18 protein-coding genes and 1 pseudogene are annotated in these 18,726 nt (G+C 68.9%); 5 read left to right on the top strand and 14 right to left on the bottom strand.

The annotated features are described in order from the left end of the window. Window positions 1-207, bottom strand: a complete 207-nt coding sequence (locus tag ACYVF6_RS21355) for a hypothetical protein (RefSeq protein ID WP_460523998.1) — start codon at window positions 205-207, stop codon at window positions 1-3. A 252-nt stretch (window positions 208-459) separates the two neighbouring features. On the opposite strand from ACYVF6_RS21355, the gene ACYVF6_RS21350 reads away from it, so the two are divergent. Together ACYVF6_RS21350 and ACYVF6_RS21345 are read left to right on the top strand one after the other, a co-directional pair. Continuing rightward, complete coding sequence (locus ACYVF6_RS21350; protein WP_460523996.1) at window positions 460-2,172, top strand: hypothetical protein; 1,713 nt, start codon at window positions 460-462, stop codon at window positions 2,170-2,172. Between the two features lie 103 nt (window positions 2,173-2,275). Then, window positions 2,276-2,737, top strand: coding sequence for a PNPOx family protein (locus tag ACYVF6_RS21345; protein WP_460523994.1), 462 nt, complete (start codon window positions 2,276-2,278; stop codon window positions 2,735-2,737). A gap of 247 nt (window positions 2,738-2,984) precedes the next feature. Here the strand turns inward: ACYVF6_RS21345 and ACYVF6_RS21340 are convergent, their stop codons facing one another. Then, complete coding sequence (locus ACYVF6_RS21340) at window positions 2,985-4,022, bottom strand: sigma-70 family RNA polymerase sigma factor (protein ID WP_460523992.1); 1,038 nt, start codon at window positions 4,020-4,022, stop codon at window positions 2,985-2,987. Between the two features lie 222 nt (window positions 4,023-4,244). After that, entirely contained in the window at window positions 4,245-4,763 is a 519-nt protein-coding gene (locus ACYVF6_RS21335; protein WP_460523990.1) for a winged helix-turn-helix transcriptional regulator, read from the bottom strand. A gap of 59 nt (window positions 4,764-4,822) precedes the next feature. Between ACYVF6_RS21335 and ACYVF6_RS21330 the strand changes: the two genes are divergently transcribed. Then, entirely contained in the window at window positions 4,823-6,232 is a 1,410-nt protein-coding gene (locus ACYVF6_RS21330; RefSeq protein WP_460523988.1) for an MFS transporter, read from the top strand. 574 nt (window positions 6,233-6,806) lie between these two features. On the opposite strand, the gene ACYVF6_RS21325 is transcribed toward ACYVF6_RS21330, so the two are convergent. The 4 genes from ACYVF6_RS21325 to ACYVF6_RS21310 form a co-directional block, all read right to left on the bottom strand. Continuing rightward, entirely contained in the window at window positions 6,807-7,505 is a 699-nt protein-coding gene (locus ACYVF6_RS21325; RefSeq protein WP_460523986.1) for a maleylpyruvate isomerase family mycothiol-dependent enzyme, read from the bottom strand. Between the two features lie 9 nt (window positions 7,506-7,514). Next, window positions 7,515-8,015 (bottom strand): GNAT family N-acetyltransferase, encoded by a 501-nt coding sequence (locus tag ACYVF6_RS21320; RefSeq protein WP_460523984.1) that lies wholly within the window; start codon window positions 8,013-8,015, stop codon window positions 7,515-7,517. 9 nt (window positions 8,016-8,024) lie between these two features. Beyond that, window positions 8,025-8,222 carry a hypothetical protein gene (locus ACYVF6_RS21315; RefSeq protein WP_460523982.1) on the bottom strand — a complete coding sequence of 66 codons (198 nt, stop codon included), beginning with the start codon at window positions 8,220-8,222 and terminating at the stop codon, window positions 8,025-8,027. 85 nt (window positions 8,223-8,307) lie between these two features. Then, a complete protein-coding gene (locus tag ACYVF6_RS21310) occupies window positions 8,308-9,120 on the bottom strand; it encodes a helix-turn-helix domain-containing protein (RefSeq protein WP_460523980.1) in 813 nt (270 codons plus the stop codon). Window positions 9,121-9,170: 50 nt separating this feature from the next. Between ACYVF6_RS21310 and ACYVF6_RS21305 the strand changes: the two genes are divergently transcribed. Both ACYVF6_RS21305 and ACYVF6_RS21300 read left to right on the top strand, forming a co-directional pair. Next, complete coding sequence (locus tag ACYVF6_RS21305) at window positions 9,171-9,506, top strand: nuclear transport factor 2 family protein (protein ID WP_460523978.1); 336 nt, start codon at window positions 9,171-9,173, stop codon at window positions 9,504-9,506. A gap of 390 nt (window positions 9,507-9,896) precedes the next feature. Continuing rightward, window positions 9,897-10,934: a DUF2293 domain-containing protein gene (locus tag ACYVF6_RS21300; protein ID WP_460523976.1), complete on the top strand. Its 1,038-nt coding sequence runs from the start codon at window positions 9,897-9,899 to the stop codon at window positions 10,932-10,934. On the opposite strand, the gene ACYVF6_RS21295 is transcribed toward ACYVF6_RS21300, so the two are convergent. The 7 genes and pseudogenes from ACYVF6_RS21295 to nrdR form a co-directional block, all read right to left on the bottom strand. Then, window positions 10,931-11,743, bottom strand: coding sequence for a MetQ/NlpA family ABC transporter substrate-binding protein (locus tag ACYVF6_RS21295; RefSeq protein WP_460523974.1), 813 nt, complete (start codon window positions 11,741-11,743; stop codon window positions 10,931-10,933). The two genes, ACYVF6_RS21300 and ACYVF6_RS21295, sit on opposite strands and share 4 nt — an antisense overlap. Window positions 11,744-11,763: 20 nt before the next feature. Next, a complete protein-coding gene (locus tag ACYVF6_RS21290) occupies window positions 11,764-12,420 on the bottom strand; it encodes a methionine ABC transporter permease (protein WP_460523972.1) in 657 nt (218 codons plus the stop codon). Then, window positions 12,417-12,755, bottom strand: coding sequence for an NIL domain-containing protein (locus tag ACYVF6_RS21285; protein ID WP_460524547.1), 339 nt, complete (start codon window positions 12,753-12,755; stop codon window positions 12,417-12,419). Before ACYVF6_RS21285 ends, ACYVF6_RS21290 begins: the two co-directional genes overlap by 4 nt. 144 nt (window positions 12,756-12,899) lie before the next feature. Further along, window positions 12,900-13,325, bottom strand: a pseudogene (locus ACYVF6_RS21280) (ATP-binding cassette domain-containing protein); the annotation flags it as partial. A 560-nt stretch (window positions 13,326-13,885) separates the two neighbouring features. Continuing rightward, window positions 13,886-14,245 carry a hypothetical protein gene (locus tag ACYVF6_RS21275; RefSeq protein ID WP_460523970.1) on the bottom strand — a complete coding sequence of 120 codons (360 nt, stop codon included), beginning with the start codon at window positions 14,243-14,245 and terminating at the stop codon, window positions 13,886-13,888. Window positions 14,246-14,327: 82 nt separating this feature from the next. Further along, window positions 14,328-17,183 (bottom strand): vitamin B12-dependent ribonucleotide reductase, encoded by a 2,856-nt coding sequence (locus tag ACYVF6_RS21270; protein WP_460523968.1) that lies wholly within the window; start codon window positions 17,181-17,183, stop codon window positions 14,328-14,330. A gap of 61 nt (window positions 17,184-17,244) precedes the next feature. Further along, window positions 17,245-17,742 carry a transcriptional regulator NrdR gene (gene nrdR, locus ACYVF6_RS21265; RefSeq protein WP_460523966.1) on the bottom strand — a complete coding sequence of 166 codons (498 nt, stop codon included), beginning with the start codon at window positions 17,740-17,742 and terminating at the stop codon, window positions 17,245-17,247. Between the last annotated feature and the right edge of the window lie 984 nt (window positions 17,743-18,726).

Here is an 18,726-nt window from a genome sequence, read left to right as displayed (position 1 = left end):
TCAGGGATTCGCGCGGAAGATGAGGCCGGGTGGTTCGGCCAGGGCAGCGGACACCGCGTAGAGCCGGCTCGCCCGCATCCGGGCGGCGGCGTGAGCGCGCTGGAGCGTCGAGCTGTCCGGCTCGTCCGGAGTCAGATTCGACATCATCAGCAACGCATCGGCGGTGAGCTCAGTTCGGCCAGTCAAGCCAAGCGGCTCGAGAGTCATCGAAACCTCCTCCGGTTCGGTAGGTGCAGGTCGGTACCAGGGTGGTACGTCGCGGTTCTGTATGCGTTCGAGGCGAGTGTCGCATCTCGTACCCGGTCTGTGTGTGACAACGCGGTTAACAGTCGTGCTCTGGGTGGACGGTGCTGTAACCCCGCTGCGGGCTAACCGGACGTAGTTGACATGCGACGTGGTGGTGTTTCGGCCCCGGTGGCCCTCGTCTTGCTCGTGTTGGCCACTTTCCCCATTGTGGGCATGCGTGCAAGCGATGACGCAACCGCGACCAGGATCGCGGCGCCGCTCGACCGATCCGTCTTCGAACGCAAGGATCTGATCTTCGGTACGGAGATCGGAGCCTGGGATCTCGACGGCGGAATCGCGGTCAACCAGCCCGTTGCCCGGCAGTCGGTCGTAGCGGCCAGGACGCACCTTATCCGGTGGGGTGTGTGGAAGAAATTCGACTACCTCCAACAGGGTCAGGCCGACTCGATGACGGTCGAGCAGTTCAACTCCGCGATCGACGGCATCCGTGATCTTGGGGCGACTCCGCTGCTCAAGCTGCCTCCGATCTGGGACCAGCAGTGCGACGCCGCGCCGGACTACTGGAACACCGAGTGGCTGCGCGAGGTCGTCAAGCAGGCCGGGAGCCGGGTGCAGCTGTACGAGTTCGGCAACGAGCCCGACAAGCAGTGCGGCTGGACGGCCGAGCGGTACGCCTCGGAGTGGAACCGGGTCGTACCGGACCTGAAGAAGTACGCCCGGTCGATGGGATTCGAGATCTACGTCGGCGGGCCGGCGCATGCCAACACCAACCCCGAGTCGGTCGCCTACGTCGAGGACTTCCTGACCCGCGTCCGCGACACCTACGTCGCGACCGGCGACGCCGACGTGGTGCCGGACTTCGTGTCGCTGCACACCTACCCCAACGCCACCGACGACCCGACGCTCGCCGACATCCTCCGCCGGATCGAGTACTGGGGCGGGCAGATCGACCAGCTGCGTACCGGGATCGCCAAGATCTGGGACGGCCTGTCGCTGGATGGCGAACCGATCGGCACGCGGATCAAGATCGCGGATTCGGAGTACAACTACACGATCGACAACAGCGACGCTCGGGCCGCCGATCCGGCGTTCGTCCAGCCGTATGTCGCGGCGATGATCCGCATGCTGCGCGAACACGACGTGTGGGCGGCGAACCTGTTCACGATCGCCTCGCACGAGGGTGGCGCGATGGACCTGCTCAACCTCGACGGGAGCCCGAAGCCGCTGTACGACGCGTTCCGTGCGGAGAGCACAGCGGACCCGCTGAACACCGCCCCGCCGACGGTCGACGTCCAGGCGACCACGCACCAGGCGCCGCCGGGGTCGTACCGGATCACGTCACCGCGTTTGTCGACGCACGATCCGGGCGAGGTGCTGTACGCGTTCGTCGCCTCCAGCGGAGATCCGGACCAGTGCATCGCGCGGGTCTACGGCGGCGGGCTGCACTGGCGGCGGGTGGCCCAGGCCAACGATCGGCCGGGCACGTCGGAGGTCTGGCGGGCGGTGGCTCCGTCGGCGCTGACCGACGTCGCCGTGACCGCCGTACGGGAGGAGACCGCCTCGGCCGGATCGCTGACCGTGGTGGCGTTCCGGGACGCGGACCCGGCTCGTACGGGCGCGGTCGCGGTGGCGTCCGGGTCCGACGACACACACGCCGGCGTGAGCCTGACCACGACCACCGCGCACGCACTGGTCTGGGGCGTCGGGAACGACTGGGACGGCGCGCACTCGCGGGTGGTCGGTGCGGGACAGGTGATGGTCGACGAGTACGTCGAGGACGAGTGGGGCGACTCGTACTGGCTGCAGCGACGCTCCGGGTTCGTGGCCATGCCGGGCACGGAGGTACGGCTGGACACCGCGAGCAGCTGGACTGGGAACCGGCATCGCTGGAACTTCGCGGCGGTGGAGATCCCGGCGGCCGGCTGAATTGTGGGCCGGGTCCGGAATGCCCCGGCCCGCGTCACCCTTTCAGGTATGGCGGCGTGGGCTCGCTGCCCTTGTGTGCCGCGAGAAAGGGAGAATTGCCGACATGCCGACGTCCGAGATCTTCACCCAGGCCGAGCTCGACTACCTCGCCACGCAGCCGCTGGGTCGGCTGGCGACCGTCTCGCCGGACGGGCAGGTACAGAACAGCCCGGTCAACTTCTTCCTCGACGCCGGCTCGATCGTGATCGGCGGGCACGGGCTGGGTGGGTCGAAGAAGTTCCGGAACGTCCAGGCAGGCAGCTCGGTCTCGTTCGTCGTGGACGACGTGGCGACGGTCGATCCGTGGTCGCCGCGAGGCATCGAGGTGCGGGGCACGGCGGTGGCGCTGACCGACCACGAGCCGCCTGTGCCGTTCTTCTCCCGCGAGATCATCCGGATCACGCCGACCAAGATCATCTCGTGGTACGTCGACGGGCCGCGCTCCAGCCGCAGCGTGCGGGTCGCAAGCTCACAGGAGCCGGGCTACACCGACCTGAGCGGCTGGCTGCTGACGAAGCTGCAGTGAGCGCCCCGGTATTTCGGCCGGGCGGGTGGATCTCGCGTTGTCGCGGTGTCACCACTCCCGGCCTGCCCTGGCATGGACGCGGGAACACCGATCCCAGCTGGAGGCTGCCGGCCACAGCTGGCAGAGCACCCCGGCACGCCGACGCGGCATACCGACCCCAGCCGGAAGCCGCCGGCCGTAGCCGCCGAAGCACACCTGCCCGTTCCGACGCGGCAAACCGGGCCGAGCCCGAGGCTGCCCGGCGCGTTCAGGCGGGCTGGTAGATCTTCGGCAGGCCGAACTGCTCGAAGAGCTCGCCGTCGATGAACGCGGTCACGGCGGCGATCCGGTCGCCGCGCAGGGTCAGGATGTCGAGCACGCCGGCGCGGAAGTCCTGGTGCTCCTCGTTCCACCAGTAGCAGCCGACCGCGACCTGGCCGTTCGCGGTGGCCGGGAGGTGCTGCCACCGGACTCGGAGCGGCTTCTCCACCAGGAAGTTGGCGACCGCCTGATGACCGGCGTACCAGTCGGCCAGTGGCGGCATCGACCACGAAGCGTCCTCGGTCAGCAGCTTGAGCAGCGTGTCGAGGTCGCCGTTCTCGAGTGCGGTGGAGTAGTCGGCGACCAGCTTGCGGATCTTCTCGTCGCCCAGTGCCCGTAGCGTGCGCTGCTGGCTGGGCTCCGGCACGCGTTCCTGCAGGATCTTCCGGGCCCGCTGGAGCGCGCTGTTGACCGACGCCTGGGTGGTCGCCATCGTGTCGGCGATCTCGCGTACGGAGAAGCCGAGGACGTCGAACAGCAGCAACGCGGCGCGCTGGTTGCCTGGCAGGTGCTGCAACGCGGCGACGAACGCCAGTTCGACGCTCTCGCGCAGCTCGTAGCGGGCGTCCGGCGCCGCGTGGCCAGGAGCGAGCTCCTGGTCTGGATAGGGCTCCAGCCAGGGGAAGTCGGTGAGCGGCCGCTCCTCGGCGACGGCCCGCTCGGCCGACGGGCGGAGGTCGACCGGAAGCGCCCGCTTGGCGCGGCGGCCGATCGCGTCGAGGCAGACGTTGGTGGCGATGCGGTAGAGCCAGGAGCGCAGCGAGCTGCGTGCCTCGAAGCGGTCGATGGCCTTCCAGGCACGCAGCAGCGTGTCTTGCACGGCGTCGTCGGCGTCGTGGACGGAGCCGAGCATGCGGTAGCAGTGGGCGTGCACCTCGGGCCGGTAGGGCTCGACGAGCGAGGTGTACGCGGCCTCGTCACCGGCGCGGGCGGCCGAGAGGGCGGTGGCGTCCGGCTGCTCGTTGCCGATCGCTGTGGTGTCCATCACCGGCAGCCTAAACCCGGCCACCCCCAAAGCCGGCAAACGCCGACGAGCCGTGCCGCCTGGCCGAGCCAGCCGTGCCGGCCGAGCGGTGCCGCCTGGCTATGCCGTGCCGCCTGGCTATGCCGTGCCGGCCGAGCGGTGCCTGCCATGCCGCCTGGCCGAGCCAGCCGTGCCGGCCGAGCGGTGCCGCCTGGCCGAGCGGTGCTGGCGGGTGCCGGAGGCTCAGATCGGCTCGAGCAGGCGGCGAGGCCTCCTCAACGCCGCTGCCACGCGGTCCGTGCGCTTGGAGGCGGATCCCGGGCCGGGTCGTACTTCCAGGTCGCGCAGCTCGGGTCGCGTACCGCACTTCGGGCAGTTGGCGTGGGCGTCGAGCTGCCGGTCGCACTCGGTGTGGAAGAACAGCAGCCGTGGGCCGTTCGCGCCCGGGAAGTACTGCTCGCCCCACTCGCGCAGCGCGTACACGATCGGGAAGAGGTCCTCCCCCATCGGTGTGAGGACGTACTCCTCGCGCGGCGGCGACTCCTGGTAGCGGTGCCTGACCATCGCGCCCGCGTCGGTCAGCGCGTTCAGCCGCTCGGCCAGCACGGCACGCGGGATCTCCAGATGGCCGAGGAAGTCGCTGTAGCGCCGTACGCCGTAGAACGCGTCGCGCACGATCAGCAGCGTCCACCGCTCGCCGATCAGCTCGAGCGCGCGGGCGATCGAGCAGTCCTGGCCCGCGTAGTCCTTGCCGAGTGCCATGACCAAGAGTTTACCTTGTCGGTTCGTTGAATGAACCAACGCATGCTACGGTCTGCCGGGTGAGTTCAATCACCGAACCTAAGACGCAGATTGCTACGACCGCCGCCGGCCGTGAACATCGGCGGGCCGGCGCTTCACTCGCCGTGGTCAGCGCCGCGACGTTGATCACGCTGATGAACTACTGCGCGCCGATGACGACGCTGCCGCAGACGGTTGGGGGCCTCGGCTCCGGCCTGACCGGGCAGACCTGGATCTTGAACGGCATCGTGCTCGGACTCGCTGCGCTGCTGCTCACCGTCGGCAGCCTGGCCGACGACTACGGACGGAAGCGGGTCTTCGTGATCGGCGCCGGGTTGTTCGCGTTGTCCGGTGCTGTGGCGGCGCTGGCGACGGGCACGCTGGTGTTCGTACTGGCCCGGGTGGTGCAGGGCGGCGCCAGCGCAGCGATGCTGGCGACGAGCCTCGGGATCATCGGGCACACCTACCCTGCTGGTCCCCGGCGCGCGCACGCGACCGCACTGTGGGGCGCGATGCTGGGACTCGGGATCGCGCTGGGCCCGATCGTTTCCGGCGCGCTGGCCGACGCGTGGAGCTGGCGGCTGGGGTACGGCGTGTTCGCGGTGGCGGCGGCCGGGCTGATTCCGTTCGCTCTGCTGGTCCTGAAGGAGTCCAAGGCCGCGGAGTCGCGGGCGCTGGACCCCGCCGGCGTTGGGACGCTCAGCGTCGGGCTGACCGCGTTGCTGGCGGCTCTCACCGAGGGCCGGCTCGGCTGGGCGCGGCCGTCGGTGGCCGTCCTGCTGGCAGTGGCGGTCGTCTCGCTGACGGCGTTCGTCGTGGTCGAACGGCGAGGGCGGGCGCCGATGCTCGACCTGGGGCTGCTGCGGCAACCGCTGTTCGTACTCGCGACCGTCGGCGCGCTGATCACCGGACTGTCCGTGATCGGGTTGATGAGCTACTTCCCCACCGTGCTGCAGGCGGCGCAGGGCTTCGGGCCGCTGGGCAGCGCGGCGACGTTCGGGATCTGGTCGGGGATGGCGTTCCTGGCGGCGCTGCAGTCGCGGAGGTTGCGGGTGAGCCCGCGAGTCCAGCTGGCCATCGGGCTCGCGCTGTCCGCGGCAGGCGACCTGGTGCTGCTCGGGATCGCGGAGTCGTGGTCCTGGCCGCGAGCGGTGGCCGGTCTGCTGATCGCCGGTATCGGCAGCGGACTGACGAACGCGGCACTCGCCGGCCTCGCGATCGCGAGCGTCCCGGCCGGCCGGGCAAGCATGGGTTCGGGAGCGAACCAGACGGCTCGCTACATCGGCGCCTCCATCGGAGTCGCCATGATGATCGCGATCGTGGCAGCCACCTCCGGCCCCGACCACAACGCCGCCACCGGCCTCAACACCGCGATCGTGGTGGCAGCGCTGATCGCCCTGGCTGGAGCAGCGATGGCGCTCATCCTCCGGCCCGCTCAGCAGGCCGCCTAACGGCTGCGCCGAACCGCAGCCGCGCTTTGACAACGGCTGGGGCCGGACAGGAGCCAGCAGAGCCCTGCCCGGCCAGCCGGACCGCTCGCCAGCAAGCTGAGCCAGGCATCGCGAACGCCTGCGACCTACGCAGCCGATCCGCTGGCTAGCGGCCGCGCCGGCCAGCAGCGTGCAGTGCCCGGCCGGTCGGACTGCCCGCCGGATCGCAAGGCCACGCATCGCGGGCGCTGCCACTCACCCCGCCGGCACGCCGTCCAGCGACCGCCTCTGACTGCGGACCGGCTGGACAGCAGCCGCGCCAGACAGCAGCCGTACTGGACAGCAGCCGTACTAGACAGCAGCCGTACTAGACAGCAGCCGGCAGAGTCATGCCACCCAGTCGGGTTGCCGGCCGGACAGCTTGCCCGGGCCGGCTAAGCCAGGCATCGCGAGCGCTGCCACTCGCGCAGCAGGCCCGCGCCGGTCGGGTCAGGCAGCGGCCAGGTCAGCCGGCTGACCCTGCCAGCCTGTCGGCGTCGGACGGGTGGCTGGCGGGCTGTTGGGCTGGGCGGCGGCGAGTGTGGCGGCAGTCGGCCTACGGCCACGGCGCGAGCTCGGGCAGCGCACCTGTCGACGACTCCAGGGGACCTCTCGGTGCGCGGCCGGCGAACCAGGCCGTCAGGTCGGTCAGCTCTCCCCTGACCTCGACCGCCGCGCCCGTGCCGTACGTCCACGTGTCTCCGTCAGACGCTGCCAGGGTGAGCTGGACGCCATCCGGCGTGCGCGGTTGCAGGAAGTCGATCACGTGGGCGCAGAACTCCGGCGACCAGTTCGCCGGAGTCACGCCGAGGTCGAGGTCGACGGCGTGGATGCCGAACTCGCGCCAGCAGCAGTAGAGCGTGCCGAGCAGCGTCCCGTCGCGGTAGGTGACGGGGCGCGACCAGTCGTCCGGCTCGGCTTCGGCCCAGCCTGCCTCCAGCGCGGCGAACCCGTCGTTCACCGCCCGCACCAGGTCGGGCGCCGACGCCCCGGCCAGTGCCTCGATCGCTGCGTTGCGGCCCGGCCGGCCGCCGTCGTAGACCTCGATCAGTTTGCTCGCAAGGGCATATCGCGTCTGGCGCGCGAACGCCTGCGAGAACGTCGCGAGATGCGCGAGTACGTGCCCGCGCGTCCAGTCCGGCAGGCTCGACGGCGCGCGCACCTCCGCCTCGGTCAGTCCGTCGATCTGCGCACGCACCACATGCTGCGCGACGATCACTTCGGCATGCAAACCCGTTACGGGCAAGGAACTCATACCTGCACGCTAACGGAACCGCACAACCGCCAGCACACCCTCACCACCCTCGAAGGTCACGCCAGGGAACGTGAACGACCGGCTCACCTCTTCGAACCCCAGTTCCTGGTGCATCTCGAGGGACGCCTCGTTACGCGCGTTGGCGAAGTACCACAGCTCATCGGCACGCTCCCGCACCCACTCCATCCGCGCCACGGTCAGCGCCCGCCCAACGCCGAATCGCCTGGCCAACGGGTCGACCAGCACACCGCCGAGGTAGTAGCCCGCAGGCGCCACGGAAGGCGGACTGTCCAGGGGCCGCTCGAAGTACGACACTCGCCCATAAGCGATGACGCCCGACCCGTCCTCGCCGGACGAGGACTCCGCGATCAGCAGACACCGGCGCGGCTCGTGGATGTCGGGATCGAAGCGGGTGATCCAGGTGGCGAGATCCCCGCCCAGGTGGGCGATCGCGAATCCGACCACCCGATCTACGTCGTCAAGTCCGGCTTGTCGAATCGTGAACTTCACGCTTTCCCTTCATGCCCCTGGCCGCCAGCTCGTGAACCAGTAGCACCAGTTGTTCAACACGTGCCTGGCGGCATCCGCCAGCCGCCACGAGAAGTAGTCGACGACGTCATCGATCCCCGCACCAAACCACAACCGGGAGTCGAACTGAGCCCGCTCCCCCGCGGCACGGGTGAACGTTGCCGTCGCGATGCTCGCCGAGAGCGACACCGCTTCCGTGCGGTCTCCACCATCAGGCCGTGGAGGTATCCACGGGACCGCTGCCGGGCTTCGAACTCCTCCGACTCCACGGCGCTCACTCTACGACGGGGCCGGGGCGGCCGGTCATTAGCTCCGCTGTCTTGCGGTCCGCCGGGAAAAGGAGCTCGATCGACAGCTCGCTCAACGTAATGTCGTACGCCGTGCCAAACGTTGAAACCGTTGAAAAGAACGCGAGTTCGCCGTCGTCGGTCCGAAAGCGGAGCGGCAGCGCGATCTCGTTCGGCCCCGGCTGCGAAGGCTGCAGCGGCTGCGACGGAAACGCTTCCTCACCAGGCGGATAGCCGCGAACCTCCTCGTACAACGAGGCCAGCCCCGGATCGCCGGATGCCTCGAGCGAACGCCGCAGCCGCCCGAGCAGGCTCGTCCGCACCTCCGCCAGGTTGACCAGCCGGGACGCGAAGCCCTTCGGATGCAGGGCGAGCCGCAACACGTTGACCGGCGGGGCGACCAACTCCGGATCGGCGTCCTCGAACAACGCCATCGCCGCGTCGTTGCCGAACACGACGTTCCAGTACCTGTCGACCACCAGGCCGGGGAAGGGCTCGTGGCTGTCGAGGATCTGGTTCAGCGCCTGCCTCGCGGCCGCCATCTCCGGCAGGTCGAGCGATCGCTGCTGGTACGTCGGCGCGTAGCCCGCCGCCACCAGCAGCTGGCTGCGCTCCCGCAGCGGTACGTCCAGGCGTTCGGCCAGACGCTCCACCATCTCCCGGCTCGGCTGCGACCGGCCGTTCTCGACGTAGCTCAGGTGCCGGGTCGACACGCCCGCCTCCAGCCCCAGGTCGAGCTGTGTGAGGCCGCGGCGCCGCCGCCAGTCGCGGAGCAGCTCGCCGAACGAACGGGAGTTCATGACCTCAGAGGTTATCGACTGCCGCCGGCCGAACCCGCATGCTGGCTGACATGACAGCGTTGACATCGAGCAAAGAGCTTGTCCTGAACGCATATCAGCGGCTCGCGGCCCGCGACTTCGACGGCCTCGGCCGGCTGCTGCACGAGGACTTCAGCTCGCACAACCCGGACATTCCGGCCGGCCGGACAGCGGCCATGGACTACCTCGTCGGCTCCCCCATCGCCGACACGAAAGTCGACATCCAGCATGTCGTCGCCGACGGGAACTTGGTGGCCGTGCATTATCAGGCGCACACGCCGGGAGCGCCGAGAAGCCGCGCCATCGTTGACATCTGGCGAGTGGACGACGACCTGCTGGCCGAGCACTGGGACGTCGTAGCTCCCTAGCAGAACGAGAAACCAGCTGGCAGCTCGGCCCCGCACCGTTCATCCTGGGCAGGATCGGTACGTACGAGCTGCCGCCCGGCTCGATCGTGATCGGAGCCGGAAACCGCGCGACCGACAACGCGCTGGCCAGGCCGATCGCCTCCGCTGGTCAACCGGCTGGTGCACGTTCACCTGCGCGCGTCTGCGGACGGCTGGCTGGCCTGGGCAGCGGCGAACGGCATCCACAGCTGGGTTCTCGAGTCCCTCGCCCAGCGCCCCGGACCAGATCTGGTCCAGCCGCCGAAGACCGAGGAGCCGTTCTCCACGCGTTCCTGGTGACGGAAGGCGCGCGTTTGCCATTCACGCCAAGGGGTCCGGTCTTGCGGATGAAGTGAGGTTAGGCTCGTGTCCGTGAAGCTCACCCAGCGCGTGGAGACGGCGGCCGCGGCCGCGCTGGCCAAGCAGAAGTACGTCGCTCCGGTCGACGTGCTCGCAGCGCTCGGCTGGGTCTCCAGCCGCTCGATCGACCGCTGGCGGCAGGGCCGGATCAGCCGGCTCGGCATCGAGATCCAGGTCGACACGGAGAAACTTCGGGCCGCCGTCGCGGCGCTGGAGGGCTGGGCCCAGGCCAACGACCTGCAGCCGATGACCGTCGACTATGTGTCGAGCACCCGCGAGCGCCGCCCGCTGGCGTTCGTCGGGGCCGGCGACGAGACCTCCTTTCGTACCCACTGGATCTCGCCGGACCTGCCGGAGTCCAGACGCGCCAAACTGGTCGAACGGCAGAGCAAGGCACCCGACCTCGAGGTCGTGCAACCGGAGAAGGACTTCACCTGCGCCGAGTGCGGCCGGCGCGACGGCTCACTGCTCATGCTGGAGGACGGCGCACCGCTGTGCCTGACCTGCGTCGACCTCGACCACCTGGTCTTCCTGCCGGCCGGCGACACCGCACTGACCCGCCGATCGAAGCAGGCCAGCACGCTGTCGGCGATCGTCGTTCGCTGGAACAAGCGGCGCAAACGGCACGAACGCAAGGGCACGCTGGTCGAGGAGGCCGCGCTCGAAACCGCCGAGCAGCAATGCCTCGCCGACGCCGACGCGCGTGCCCGGCAACGCGAACGCGGCCGGGAGCGACGCGAGCGTGAAGACGTCCAGCTCTACGCCGACATGACAGCGGAGATCCTCCGCCTGTTCCCGGCGTGCCCGGCCGACCGCGCCGAACGCATCGCCAGGCACGCCGCCGTGCGCGGCAGCGGGCGGGTCGGCAGGTCGGCCGCGGGCCGCTCGCTGGACCCGGAGGCCGTCACGTTCGCGGTGGTCGCGTCGGTGCGGCACGAGGACACCGACTACGACCAGCTGCTGATGTCGGGCGTTCCCCGCGACATCGCCCGCGAACGGATCCGCGACACCATCGACAAGGTTCTCGACGGCTGGCGCGTCGCCGGCTAGAAGGCCGGCAGCACCGAACCCTTGTACTTGTCCTCGATGAACTTCTTCACCTCGGGCGAACGCAGCAGCTTCTCCAGCTTCACCACGCGCGGGTCCTTCTCGTCGCCCTCGCGGACGACGACGAGGTTGGCGTACGGGTTGTCCTTCCCCGACTCCAGCGCCAGCGCGTCCTTGGCCGGCGTGAGGTCGCTCTGGATGGCGTAATTGCCGTTGATCACCGAGAGCGCCGTGTCGTCCAGGCTCCGGGGCAGCTGTGCGGCCTCGAGCTCGTCGAACTTCAGGTGCTTGGGGTTGCTCACGATGTCGCGCTGGGTGGCGTTGACGCCCGCACCGGCTTTGAGCTCCAGCAAACCGTTCTGGGCAAGGAGGTTCAGCGCTCGTCCGGAGTTCGACGGGTCGTTCGGGATCGCGACCACGCCGCCGTCCGGTACGTCGCTGAGCTTGTCGACCTGCTTGGAGTAGACGCCCAGCGGCTCGACGTGCACCGGCTGCAGCGCGGTGAAGTCGTAGCCCTTGGACTTCTTCTCCTCGTTGAGGTACGGCACGTGCTGGAAGTAGTTGGCGTCCAGCTCGCCTTCGCTCAAGGCGACATTGGGCTGAACGTAGTCGTTGAACTCGATGACGTCGAGCTTCAGCCCCTCCTTCTCGGCGAGGTTCTCCTTGACGTAGTTGAGGATCTCGCCGTGGGGTACCGGGCTCACTCCGACCTTCAGCGGTGCGTCCGCATCGGAGGAGTCGCCCGCACCGCACGCGGCCAGGCCCACGGCCAGACCGGCGGTGGCGAGCAGGGCAGCGATGATGCGTCGCATGTCTGTTGTTCTCCTTGCGATTACTTGTGGGACAGGCGCCGGGCAACCCGGTCGCCGAGCATCTGGACGAGCTGGACGAGGACGATCAGCAGCACTACGGTGGCGATCATGACCTCGGTCTCGAAGCGCTGGTAGCCGAACCGGATCGCGAGGTCGCCGAGCCCGCCGCCGCCGACGAAGCCGGCCATCGCGGAGTACCCGATCAGTGCGATCACCGTGATGGTGAGGCCGGCGACCAGTCCGGGCCGAGCCTCGCGCAACAACACCTTGACGACGATCTCGCGACGGGTCGCGCCCATCGCGAGCGCCGCGTCGACGACGCCTGGGTCGACCTCGCGGATCGCGGCCTCGACAATCCTTGCGAAGAACGGGATCGCGGCCACGGTCAGCGGAACGATCGCCGCTGTCGTACCGATCGAGGTGCCGACCACGAACCGCGTGAACGGGATGATCGCGACCAGCAGGATGATGAACGGCAGCGAGCGGCCGACGTTCACGACCACGCCGAGCACGGTGTTCAGGCCCCGGGCTTCCAGCAGGCCGCCGCGGTCGGTGAGGACGAGCAGCACGCCGACCATCAGGCCCAGCACGGCCGTCAGCGCGGTCGACACGGCGACCATGTAGAGCGACTCGATCGTCGCGCTCCACAGGTCAGGGGCGAAGTCGGTCCAGCTCATCGGGTCACCTCGACGATCAGTCCGAGGCCGCGCAGGTAGTCCAGCGCGGCGGCGTTGGCTTCCGGCCTGCCCGGCAAGGCGATCCGCAGCCGGCCGGCGGGCAGCCCGGCGACGATCTCGGTGGCGCCGGCCAGCACACGTACGTCGGCGGCGTGGTTTCGCGCGAGCGCGGCAACCCAGCTCTGGTCTCCGGTGAACGTGACGTCGGCGATCGTCTCGTTCGGCTCCGCGGGCGGCGGAGGGCCGAGCGGGAACAGCTCGCGGGCCAGCTCCGAGCCGGGCTTGGCCAGCAACTCTCCGATCTTTCCGGACTCCGCGAACCTGCCGTCGCGCATGATCGCGGCGGAGTCGCAGATGCGCTTGATGACGTCCATCTCGTGCGTGATCAGCAGCACGGTCAGGCCCAGCTGCCGGTTGAGGTCGCGCAGCAGTTCGAGAATCGAACCCGTGGTCTCGGGGTCGAGCGCCGACGTCGCCTCGTCGGACAGCAACACCTTGGGCCGCCCGGCGAGCGCGCGGGCGATTCCGACACGCTGCTTCTGGCCACCGGAAAGCTGTGCGGGGTAGGCGTTCGCGTGGTCGGCGAGGCCGACGAGATCCAGCAGCTCGGCTACGCGGGTGTTGCGTTCCTCGCGCGGGAGGCCCATCACCTCCAGCGGAAACGCGACGTTGCCCGCGGCCGTACGCGAGCTCAGCTACGCGAAGTGCTGGTGGATCATGCCGATGTGCTGGCGGGCTTCGCGTAGGGTCGCGCCGGCCAGGCCGGTCAGCTCCAGGCCGTCGACGGAGATCGTGCCCTGGTCAGGGCGTTCGAGCAGGTTGACGCAGCGGAGCAAGGTGCTCTTGCCTGCGCCGCTGCGGCCGAGCACACCGAAGATCTCGCCCGGTTCGACAGTGAGGTCCACGCCGTCGACGGCGACGACTTCCCGGCCGGGTGTTCGGTAGGTCTTACGCAGGCCTTCGATTCGGATCACAGGGTGGGTCCAGAGTCTTTGTGGGGCTTCGGGAAGCGTGGGTGTGGGCGGGCAGGTCCGTGCGGCTCAGCTCAACAGCGTGCGCTGGAGCCGGGCATGGAGGACGGCGGACACAGACGGCCACCGGGATTGGGCGCGCTCACGTTGGTCTCCAACCGGTCGCCGACAGCGACGATTCCCGATACGGCGTGTGAAGCCGGTCACAATTCCTATTCTTTGAGTAGGAGATTGCCGGATCCAGCTCCACCACGGGAGCCGGATCCTGACCGGCCAGGTGTTCAGACGGCCGTGGAGACCTGCCCCGGCTCGACCGCCTCCAGCTCGGCAAGAAGGTCGGCCGCAGCAGCGGAGTCAGCGTCGAGGTGGCCGGAGTCGGCGGGCGAAACAGAAGGACGCTCGCAGCGCCGGAATCATCGGCGCCACCCAGTCTGGGACACCCGGACGTGCCGAATCCAGCTCCACGACGGGAGCCGGATCCTGACCGGCCAGGGTCAGACAGCGGTGGTGACCTGCCGCGGCTCGAACGCCTCCAACTCGGCCAACAGCTCGCCCGCAGCCGCGGAATCGGCGTCGAGGTAGCCAGTGTCGGCGGCGAAGCGGAAGAAGGCACGCAGCGCCGGGATCGTCGCCGTCATCCAGGCGGGGTCGGCGGCGTAGGTGCGCGGCAGGATCTCGAGCAGTAGCTCGGTCAGGTCGCCCTTGCGCCAGCGCCGCGGGCTCGCGCCGGGGAAGTCCGGCTTGCTGGTCAGCGCGACGTAGACGATGCGGGCCTGGTCGGAGTCGGCGTCTTCACGGCCGCGGGTCCACGACACGAAGTCGTCGAGCAGTTGGTCGAGCTCCGGTGGGTTCACGGACGCTCCTCCCCTGAAGCGTTCAATGGGTTGGTCTGGAGGGCGGAGCGGAGCGTCACCACTCCGCCCTCCAGTGCTCTCGTTAGCTGCAGCCGCTGGTGCTGCCGCAGCCCTCACAGACGAAGCAGCTTCCGGCCGGCCGCATCTTCGTGCCGCAGGTGAAGCAGAGCGGCGCGTCGGCGGTCGTACCCTGGATCGCTTCCAGGAGTTCGGTCGACGTGTGCGCGTCGCCCGCGGGCTTGGCTGCGGGTGTCTCGCTCGACGATGGCTTGGACTCGACCTGCTTCAGCGATGCCGGGTCGCCGGTGTCGCCGCTCGACGGCGACTCCTCGATCGGCTCGTAGAAGCCGGTCTCCAGCTGGCGCTGCCGCTCCTCCGCGGAGTAGATGCCGAGCGCCGACCGCTTCTCGAACGGGAGGTAGTCGAGCGCCAGCCGCCGGAAGATGTAGTCGGTCATCGACTGCGCCATCCGCACGTCCATGTCGTCGGTCATGCCGGCCGGCTCGAAGCGCAGGTTGGTGAACTTCTGGACGAACGTCTCCAGCGGAACGCCGTACTGCAGGCCGATCGACACCGCGATCGAGAACGCGTCCATCACGCCGGCCAGCGTGGAGCCCTGCTTGCCGAGCTTGAGGAAGACCTCGCCGAGGCCGTCGTCGGGGTAGGAGCCCGCCGTCATGTAGCCCTCGGCACCGCCGACGGTGAACGACGTGGTGCGGCTCGGCCGCGACTTCGGCAGGCGCTTGCGCGTCGGGCGGTACTCCACGACGACCGCGGGCTGCTCCGTCTCCGCAGCCTTCTCGCTCTCCTTCGCCTTGCTCCTGGCGTTGGACAGCGGCTGGCCGACCTTGCAGTTGTCGCGGTAGATCGCGAGTGCCTTCAGGCCGAGCTTCCAGCCCTGGAAGTAGATGTCCTCGATCTCCTCGATCGTCGCCGTCTCCGGCATGTTGACGGTCTTGGAGATCGCGCCGCTGACGAACGGCTGGACCGCCGCCATCATCTTGACGTGGCCCATCGGCTTGATGGCCCGCTCGCCCATCGCGCAGTCGAAGACTTCGTAGTGCTCCTGCTTCAGCCCGGGTGCGTTGACCACGTGGCCGTGCTCGGAGATGTACTCGACGATCGCCTCGATCTGCTCCTGCTGGTATCCCAGCTTGGCCAGCGCGTTCGGCACGGTGTTGTTGACGATCTGCATCGAGCCGCCACCGACGAGCTTCTTGAACTTCACCAGCGCCAGGTCGGGCTCGATGCCGGTGGTGTCGCAGTCCATCGCGAGACCGATCGTGCCGGTCGGGGCGATCACGCTGGCCTGGGAGTTGCGGTAGCCGCTCTTCTCACCGACCTTCAGCGCGGTGTCCCACGCCTTGCCGGCTGCCTTCAGGATATCGCGGTCCATGCTGCCGACACTGTGCACCGCGTCGTTGGCGGCGGCGTGCTTACGGATGACCCGCTTGTGCGGCTCGGCGTTGCGGGCATAACCCTCGTAGGGCCCAACGACCCCGGCCAGCTCGGCCGAACGCTTGTAAGCCGTGCCGGTCATCAGCGACGAGATCGCCGCCGCGAGCGCGCGGCCGCCGTCGGAGTCGTAGCCGTGGCCGGTGGCCATCAGCAGCGCGCCGAGGTTGGCGTAACCGATGCCGAGCTGGCGGTATTTACGCGTGGTGTCGCCGATCGCCTCGGTCGGGAAGTCGGCGAACGAGATCGAGATGTCCATCGCGGTGATGATGATCTCGACGGCCTTCGCGAAGTTGACGACATCGAAGCTGCCGTCGTCGTTCAGGAACTTCAGGAGGTTGAGGCTGGCGAGGTTGCACGAGGAGTTGTCGAGGTGCATGTATTCGCTGCACGGGTTGGACGCCGTGATCCGTCCGGTCTCCGGGCAGGTGTGCCAGTCGTTGATCGTGTCGTCGTACTGCAGGCCCGGGTCGGCGCACCCCCAGGCGGCCGTCGCGATCTTGCGGAACAGGCCCTTGGCGTCGACCTTCTCCAGCACCTCACCGTCCGTGCGCGAGCGCAGCCCGAACTGGTCGGCCTGCTCCACCGCACGCATGAACTCGTCGGTGACGCGGACGGAGTTGTTGGCGTTTTGGTACTGGACACTCACGATGTCCTTGCCGCCGAGATCCATGTCGAAGCCGGCGTCGCGTAACGCGCGGATCTTGTCTTCCTCGCGCGCCTTGGTCTCGATGAACTCCTCGACGTCAGGGTGGTCGACGTCGAGAATGACCATCTTGGCCGCGCGGCGGGTGGCACCGCCGGACTTGATCGTCCCCGCGGAGGCGTCGGCGCCGCGCATGAACGAAACCGGGCCGGACGCGGTGCCGCCGGACGACAGGAGCTCCTTGCTGGCACGGATGCGGGAGAGGTTCACACCCGAGCCGGAGCCGCCCTTGAAGATCAGCCCCTCTTCCTTGTACCAGTTGAGGATCGAGTCCATCGAGTCGTCGACCGCCAGGATGAAGCAGGCCGACACCTGCTGCGGCGAAGGCGTGCCGACGTTGAACCAGACCGGAGAGTTGAAGCTGAAGTATTGGTGGAGCAGCATCCACGTGAGCTCGTGCTCGAACAGGTCGGCGTCGGCCTTGGTGGTGAAGTAGCCGTGCTGCTCGCCGGCGCCGCGGTAGGTCTTCACCACCCGGTCGATCAACTGGCGCAGGCTCCACTCGCGCTGGTCGGTGCCGACCGCGCCGCGGAAGTATTTCGTGGTGACGATCGTGGAGGCGTTCACCGACCAGAACGCCGGGAACTCCACGCCCTTCTGCTCGAAGACGGTTTCGCCCGTCTTCCAGTTTTGCTGTACGACGTCACGGCGCTCCCAGGTCACCTCGTCGTAGGGATGCGTGCCGGGCGTGGTGAAGATCCGCTCGACCTTCAAACCCTTCGCCGCCGAGCGTCCCTTGGTTCCCCCGCGGGTGGGACCGCTCACCGTGTCCGTCATGATGCCTCTCCTTGCTTCGGTTCCCGTGTGTTTCGTTCAATGCCTGCTTGTGCTGCTGCTCTTACGGCCGGGGGCTCGCGTCCTGGCGGGTCTCCGGCTCGGGCACGGTCTCGGTGGCCTCGGCGCGTAGCAGAGCGATCTCGGTCTCGAAGTCGTCGAGACTCGCGAATCCCCGATAGACGCTCGCGAAGCGCATGTAGGCAACCTCGTCGAGCTCACGCAGCGGCCCGAGGATCGCCAGGCCGACCTCGTGAGCCGGAATCTCGGCGCTCCCGCCCGCGCGGATGTCGTCCTCGACTCGCTGGGCGAGCTGGGCCAGGGCATCTTCGTTGACCGGACGGCCCTTGCAGGCCTTGCGTACGCCTGAGACGACCTTGTCGCGCTGGAACGGCTCGGTGACGCCGCTGCGTTTCACCACGGCCAAGGTCACCTGCTCGACCGTTGTGAAACGTCGCTCGCACTCCGGACACTGCCGGCGCCGCCGGATGGCGGTGCCGTCGTCGGCCGTGCGGCTGTCGACCACCCGGCTGTCGGGGTGGCGGCAGAAAGGACAGTGCATGGCTGCGGCTCCTCTCTCCGGCTGGACTTGTGTGCGCACCGTGATCATGATGTGCGGCTGCGGGTTGGTCGGTGCGGGCGTGTCGCGCGCGCCGTGGAGCGTTCTGGCCGGACAATCACCTGGGGATGAGCCTGTGGATCGCCTGGGGAGAACCTGTGGGCTACTCAACACTACCTGTGGACGACTTACAACCGTGTAACTACCAGATCTAGGGGTTACCGTACGTCGAGTCGGACGCCAATGCAAGCGACGCGCGTGTCGTGTCGAGGCGGAAAGCCGGGCATTTCTTCACGGTCCGGCATCGGTCCAGCTCAGCTGGCGAGAAGCTTCCGCGGACGGCGGTCGGGGCGGCCGATTGGGGTGGTTGTCACGCTTCGTAGTCGGCGGCGCGGGTTGGTGAGCGGTGCGTACGGCGGGCGAGCATGATCACGAAAACTCCGAGTGGCTATGGCAGCGTGGATCCGCCCCGATCGCGGCAGCTCCGATCCGGCGTGCGCGCAGGCCGGATCGAAAGCCAGCGACCCAGCAGGCGACCAACGCGTTGCGGCACGGCGGCCGCCACCGTCGAGTGGTGAGGCACGGCAGGCATGCGTCGCGGCAAGCGAGTGACTGGCGCCGCGCCTCGGCGCCATGGCACGCACGGCAGGGCATCGCCAATGGCTTCAGCGGCGGGCGTGCGCCACCGGCGGGCACGGCAGCCGAGCATGCAGGCCGGCGTCCGGGGTGGCGCCGCCAAAACGGCGCGGCGGCTGCGGCAGGTGGGCGGGCGTCGCGGCACGGCAGCGCATCGCCGATCGCTTCGGAGATGGGCACGTCGGCCGCACCACCGACGGGCATCGCGGCGGCGCGGCCACAACTGCTCGACCGCCATCGCGCGCAACGCGGGTATGGCAGGCGGGCATCGCGGCGGCGACGCAACGGTGCGACCCGGTGGCGCTCGCGGCGGCTGCGCGTCAGGCAGCGGTGGCTGGCAGTCATGGGCGA

This window comes from Flindersiella endophytica (genome assembly GCF_054779015.1).
Note: the sequence above shows the minus strand (reverse complement) of the source record. Positions and strands in the feature narration are given on the sequence as shown.

Bases quoted from the DNA above. Each gene is read 5' to 3' on its own strand.
- ACYVF6_RS21355 (WP_460523998.1), bottom strand. From the start codon at position 207: ATGACTCTCGAGCCGCTTGGCTTGACTGGCCGAACTGAGCTCACCGCC.
- ACYVF6_RS21350 (WP_460523996.1), top strand. From the start codon at position 460: ATGCGTGCAAGCGATGACGCAACCGCGACCAGGATCGCGGCGCCGCTC.
- ACYVF6_RS21345 (WP_460523994.1), top strand. From the start codon at position 2,276: ATGCCGACGTCCGAGATCTTCACCCAGGCCGAGCTCGACTACCTCGCC.
- ACYVF6_RS21340 (WP_460523992.1), bottom strand. From the start codon at position 4,022: ATGGACACCACAGCGATCGGCAACGAGCAGCCGGACGCCACCGCCCTC.
- ACYVF6_RS21335 (WP_460523990.1), bottom strand. From the start codon at position 4,763: ATGGCACTCGGCAAGGACTACGCGGGCCAGGACTGCTCGATCGCCCGC.
- ACYVF6_RS21325 (WP_460523986.1), bottom strand. From the start codon at position 7,505: ATGAGTTCCTTGCCCGTAACGGGTTTGCATGCCGAAGTGATCGTCGCG.
- ACYVF6_RS21310 (WP_460523980.1), bottom strand. From the start codon at position 9,120: ATGAACTCCCGTTCGTTCGGCGAGCTGCTCCGCGACTGGCGGCGGCGC.
- ACYVF6_RS21305 (WP_460523978.1), top strand. From the start codon at position 9,171: ATGACAGCGTTGACATCGAGCAAAGAGCTTGTCCTGAACGCATATCAG.
- ACYVF6_RS21295 (WP_460523974.1), bottom strand. From the start codon at position 11,743: ATGCGACGCATCATCGCTGCCCTGCTCGCCACCGCCGGTCTGGCCGTG.
- ACYVF6_RS21290 (WP_460523972.1), bottom strand. From the start codon at position 12,420: ATGAGCTGGACCGACTTCGCCCCTGACCTGTGGAGCGCGACGATCGAG.
- ACYVF6_RS21285 (WP_460524547.1), bottom strand. From the start codon at position 12,755: ATGCGCGACGGCAGGTTCGCGGAGTCCGGAAAGATCGGAGAGTTGCTG.
- ACYVF6_RS21270 (WP_460523968.1), bottom strand. From the start codon at position 17,183: ATGACGGACACGGTGAGCGGTCCCACCCGCGGGGGAACCAAGGGACGC.
- nrdR (WP_460523966.1), bottom strand. From the start codon at position 17,742: ATGCACTGTCCTTTCTGCCGCCACCCCGACAGCCGGGTGGTCGACAGC.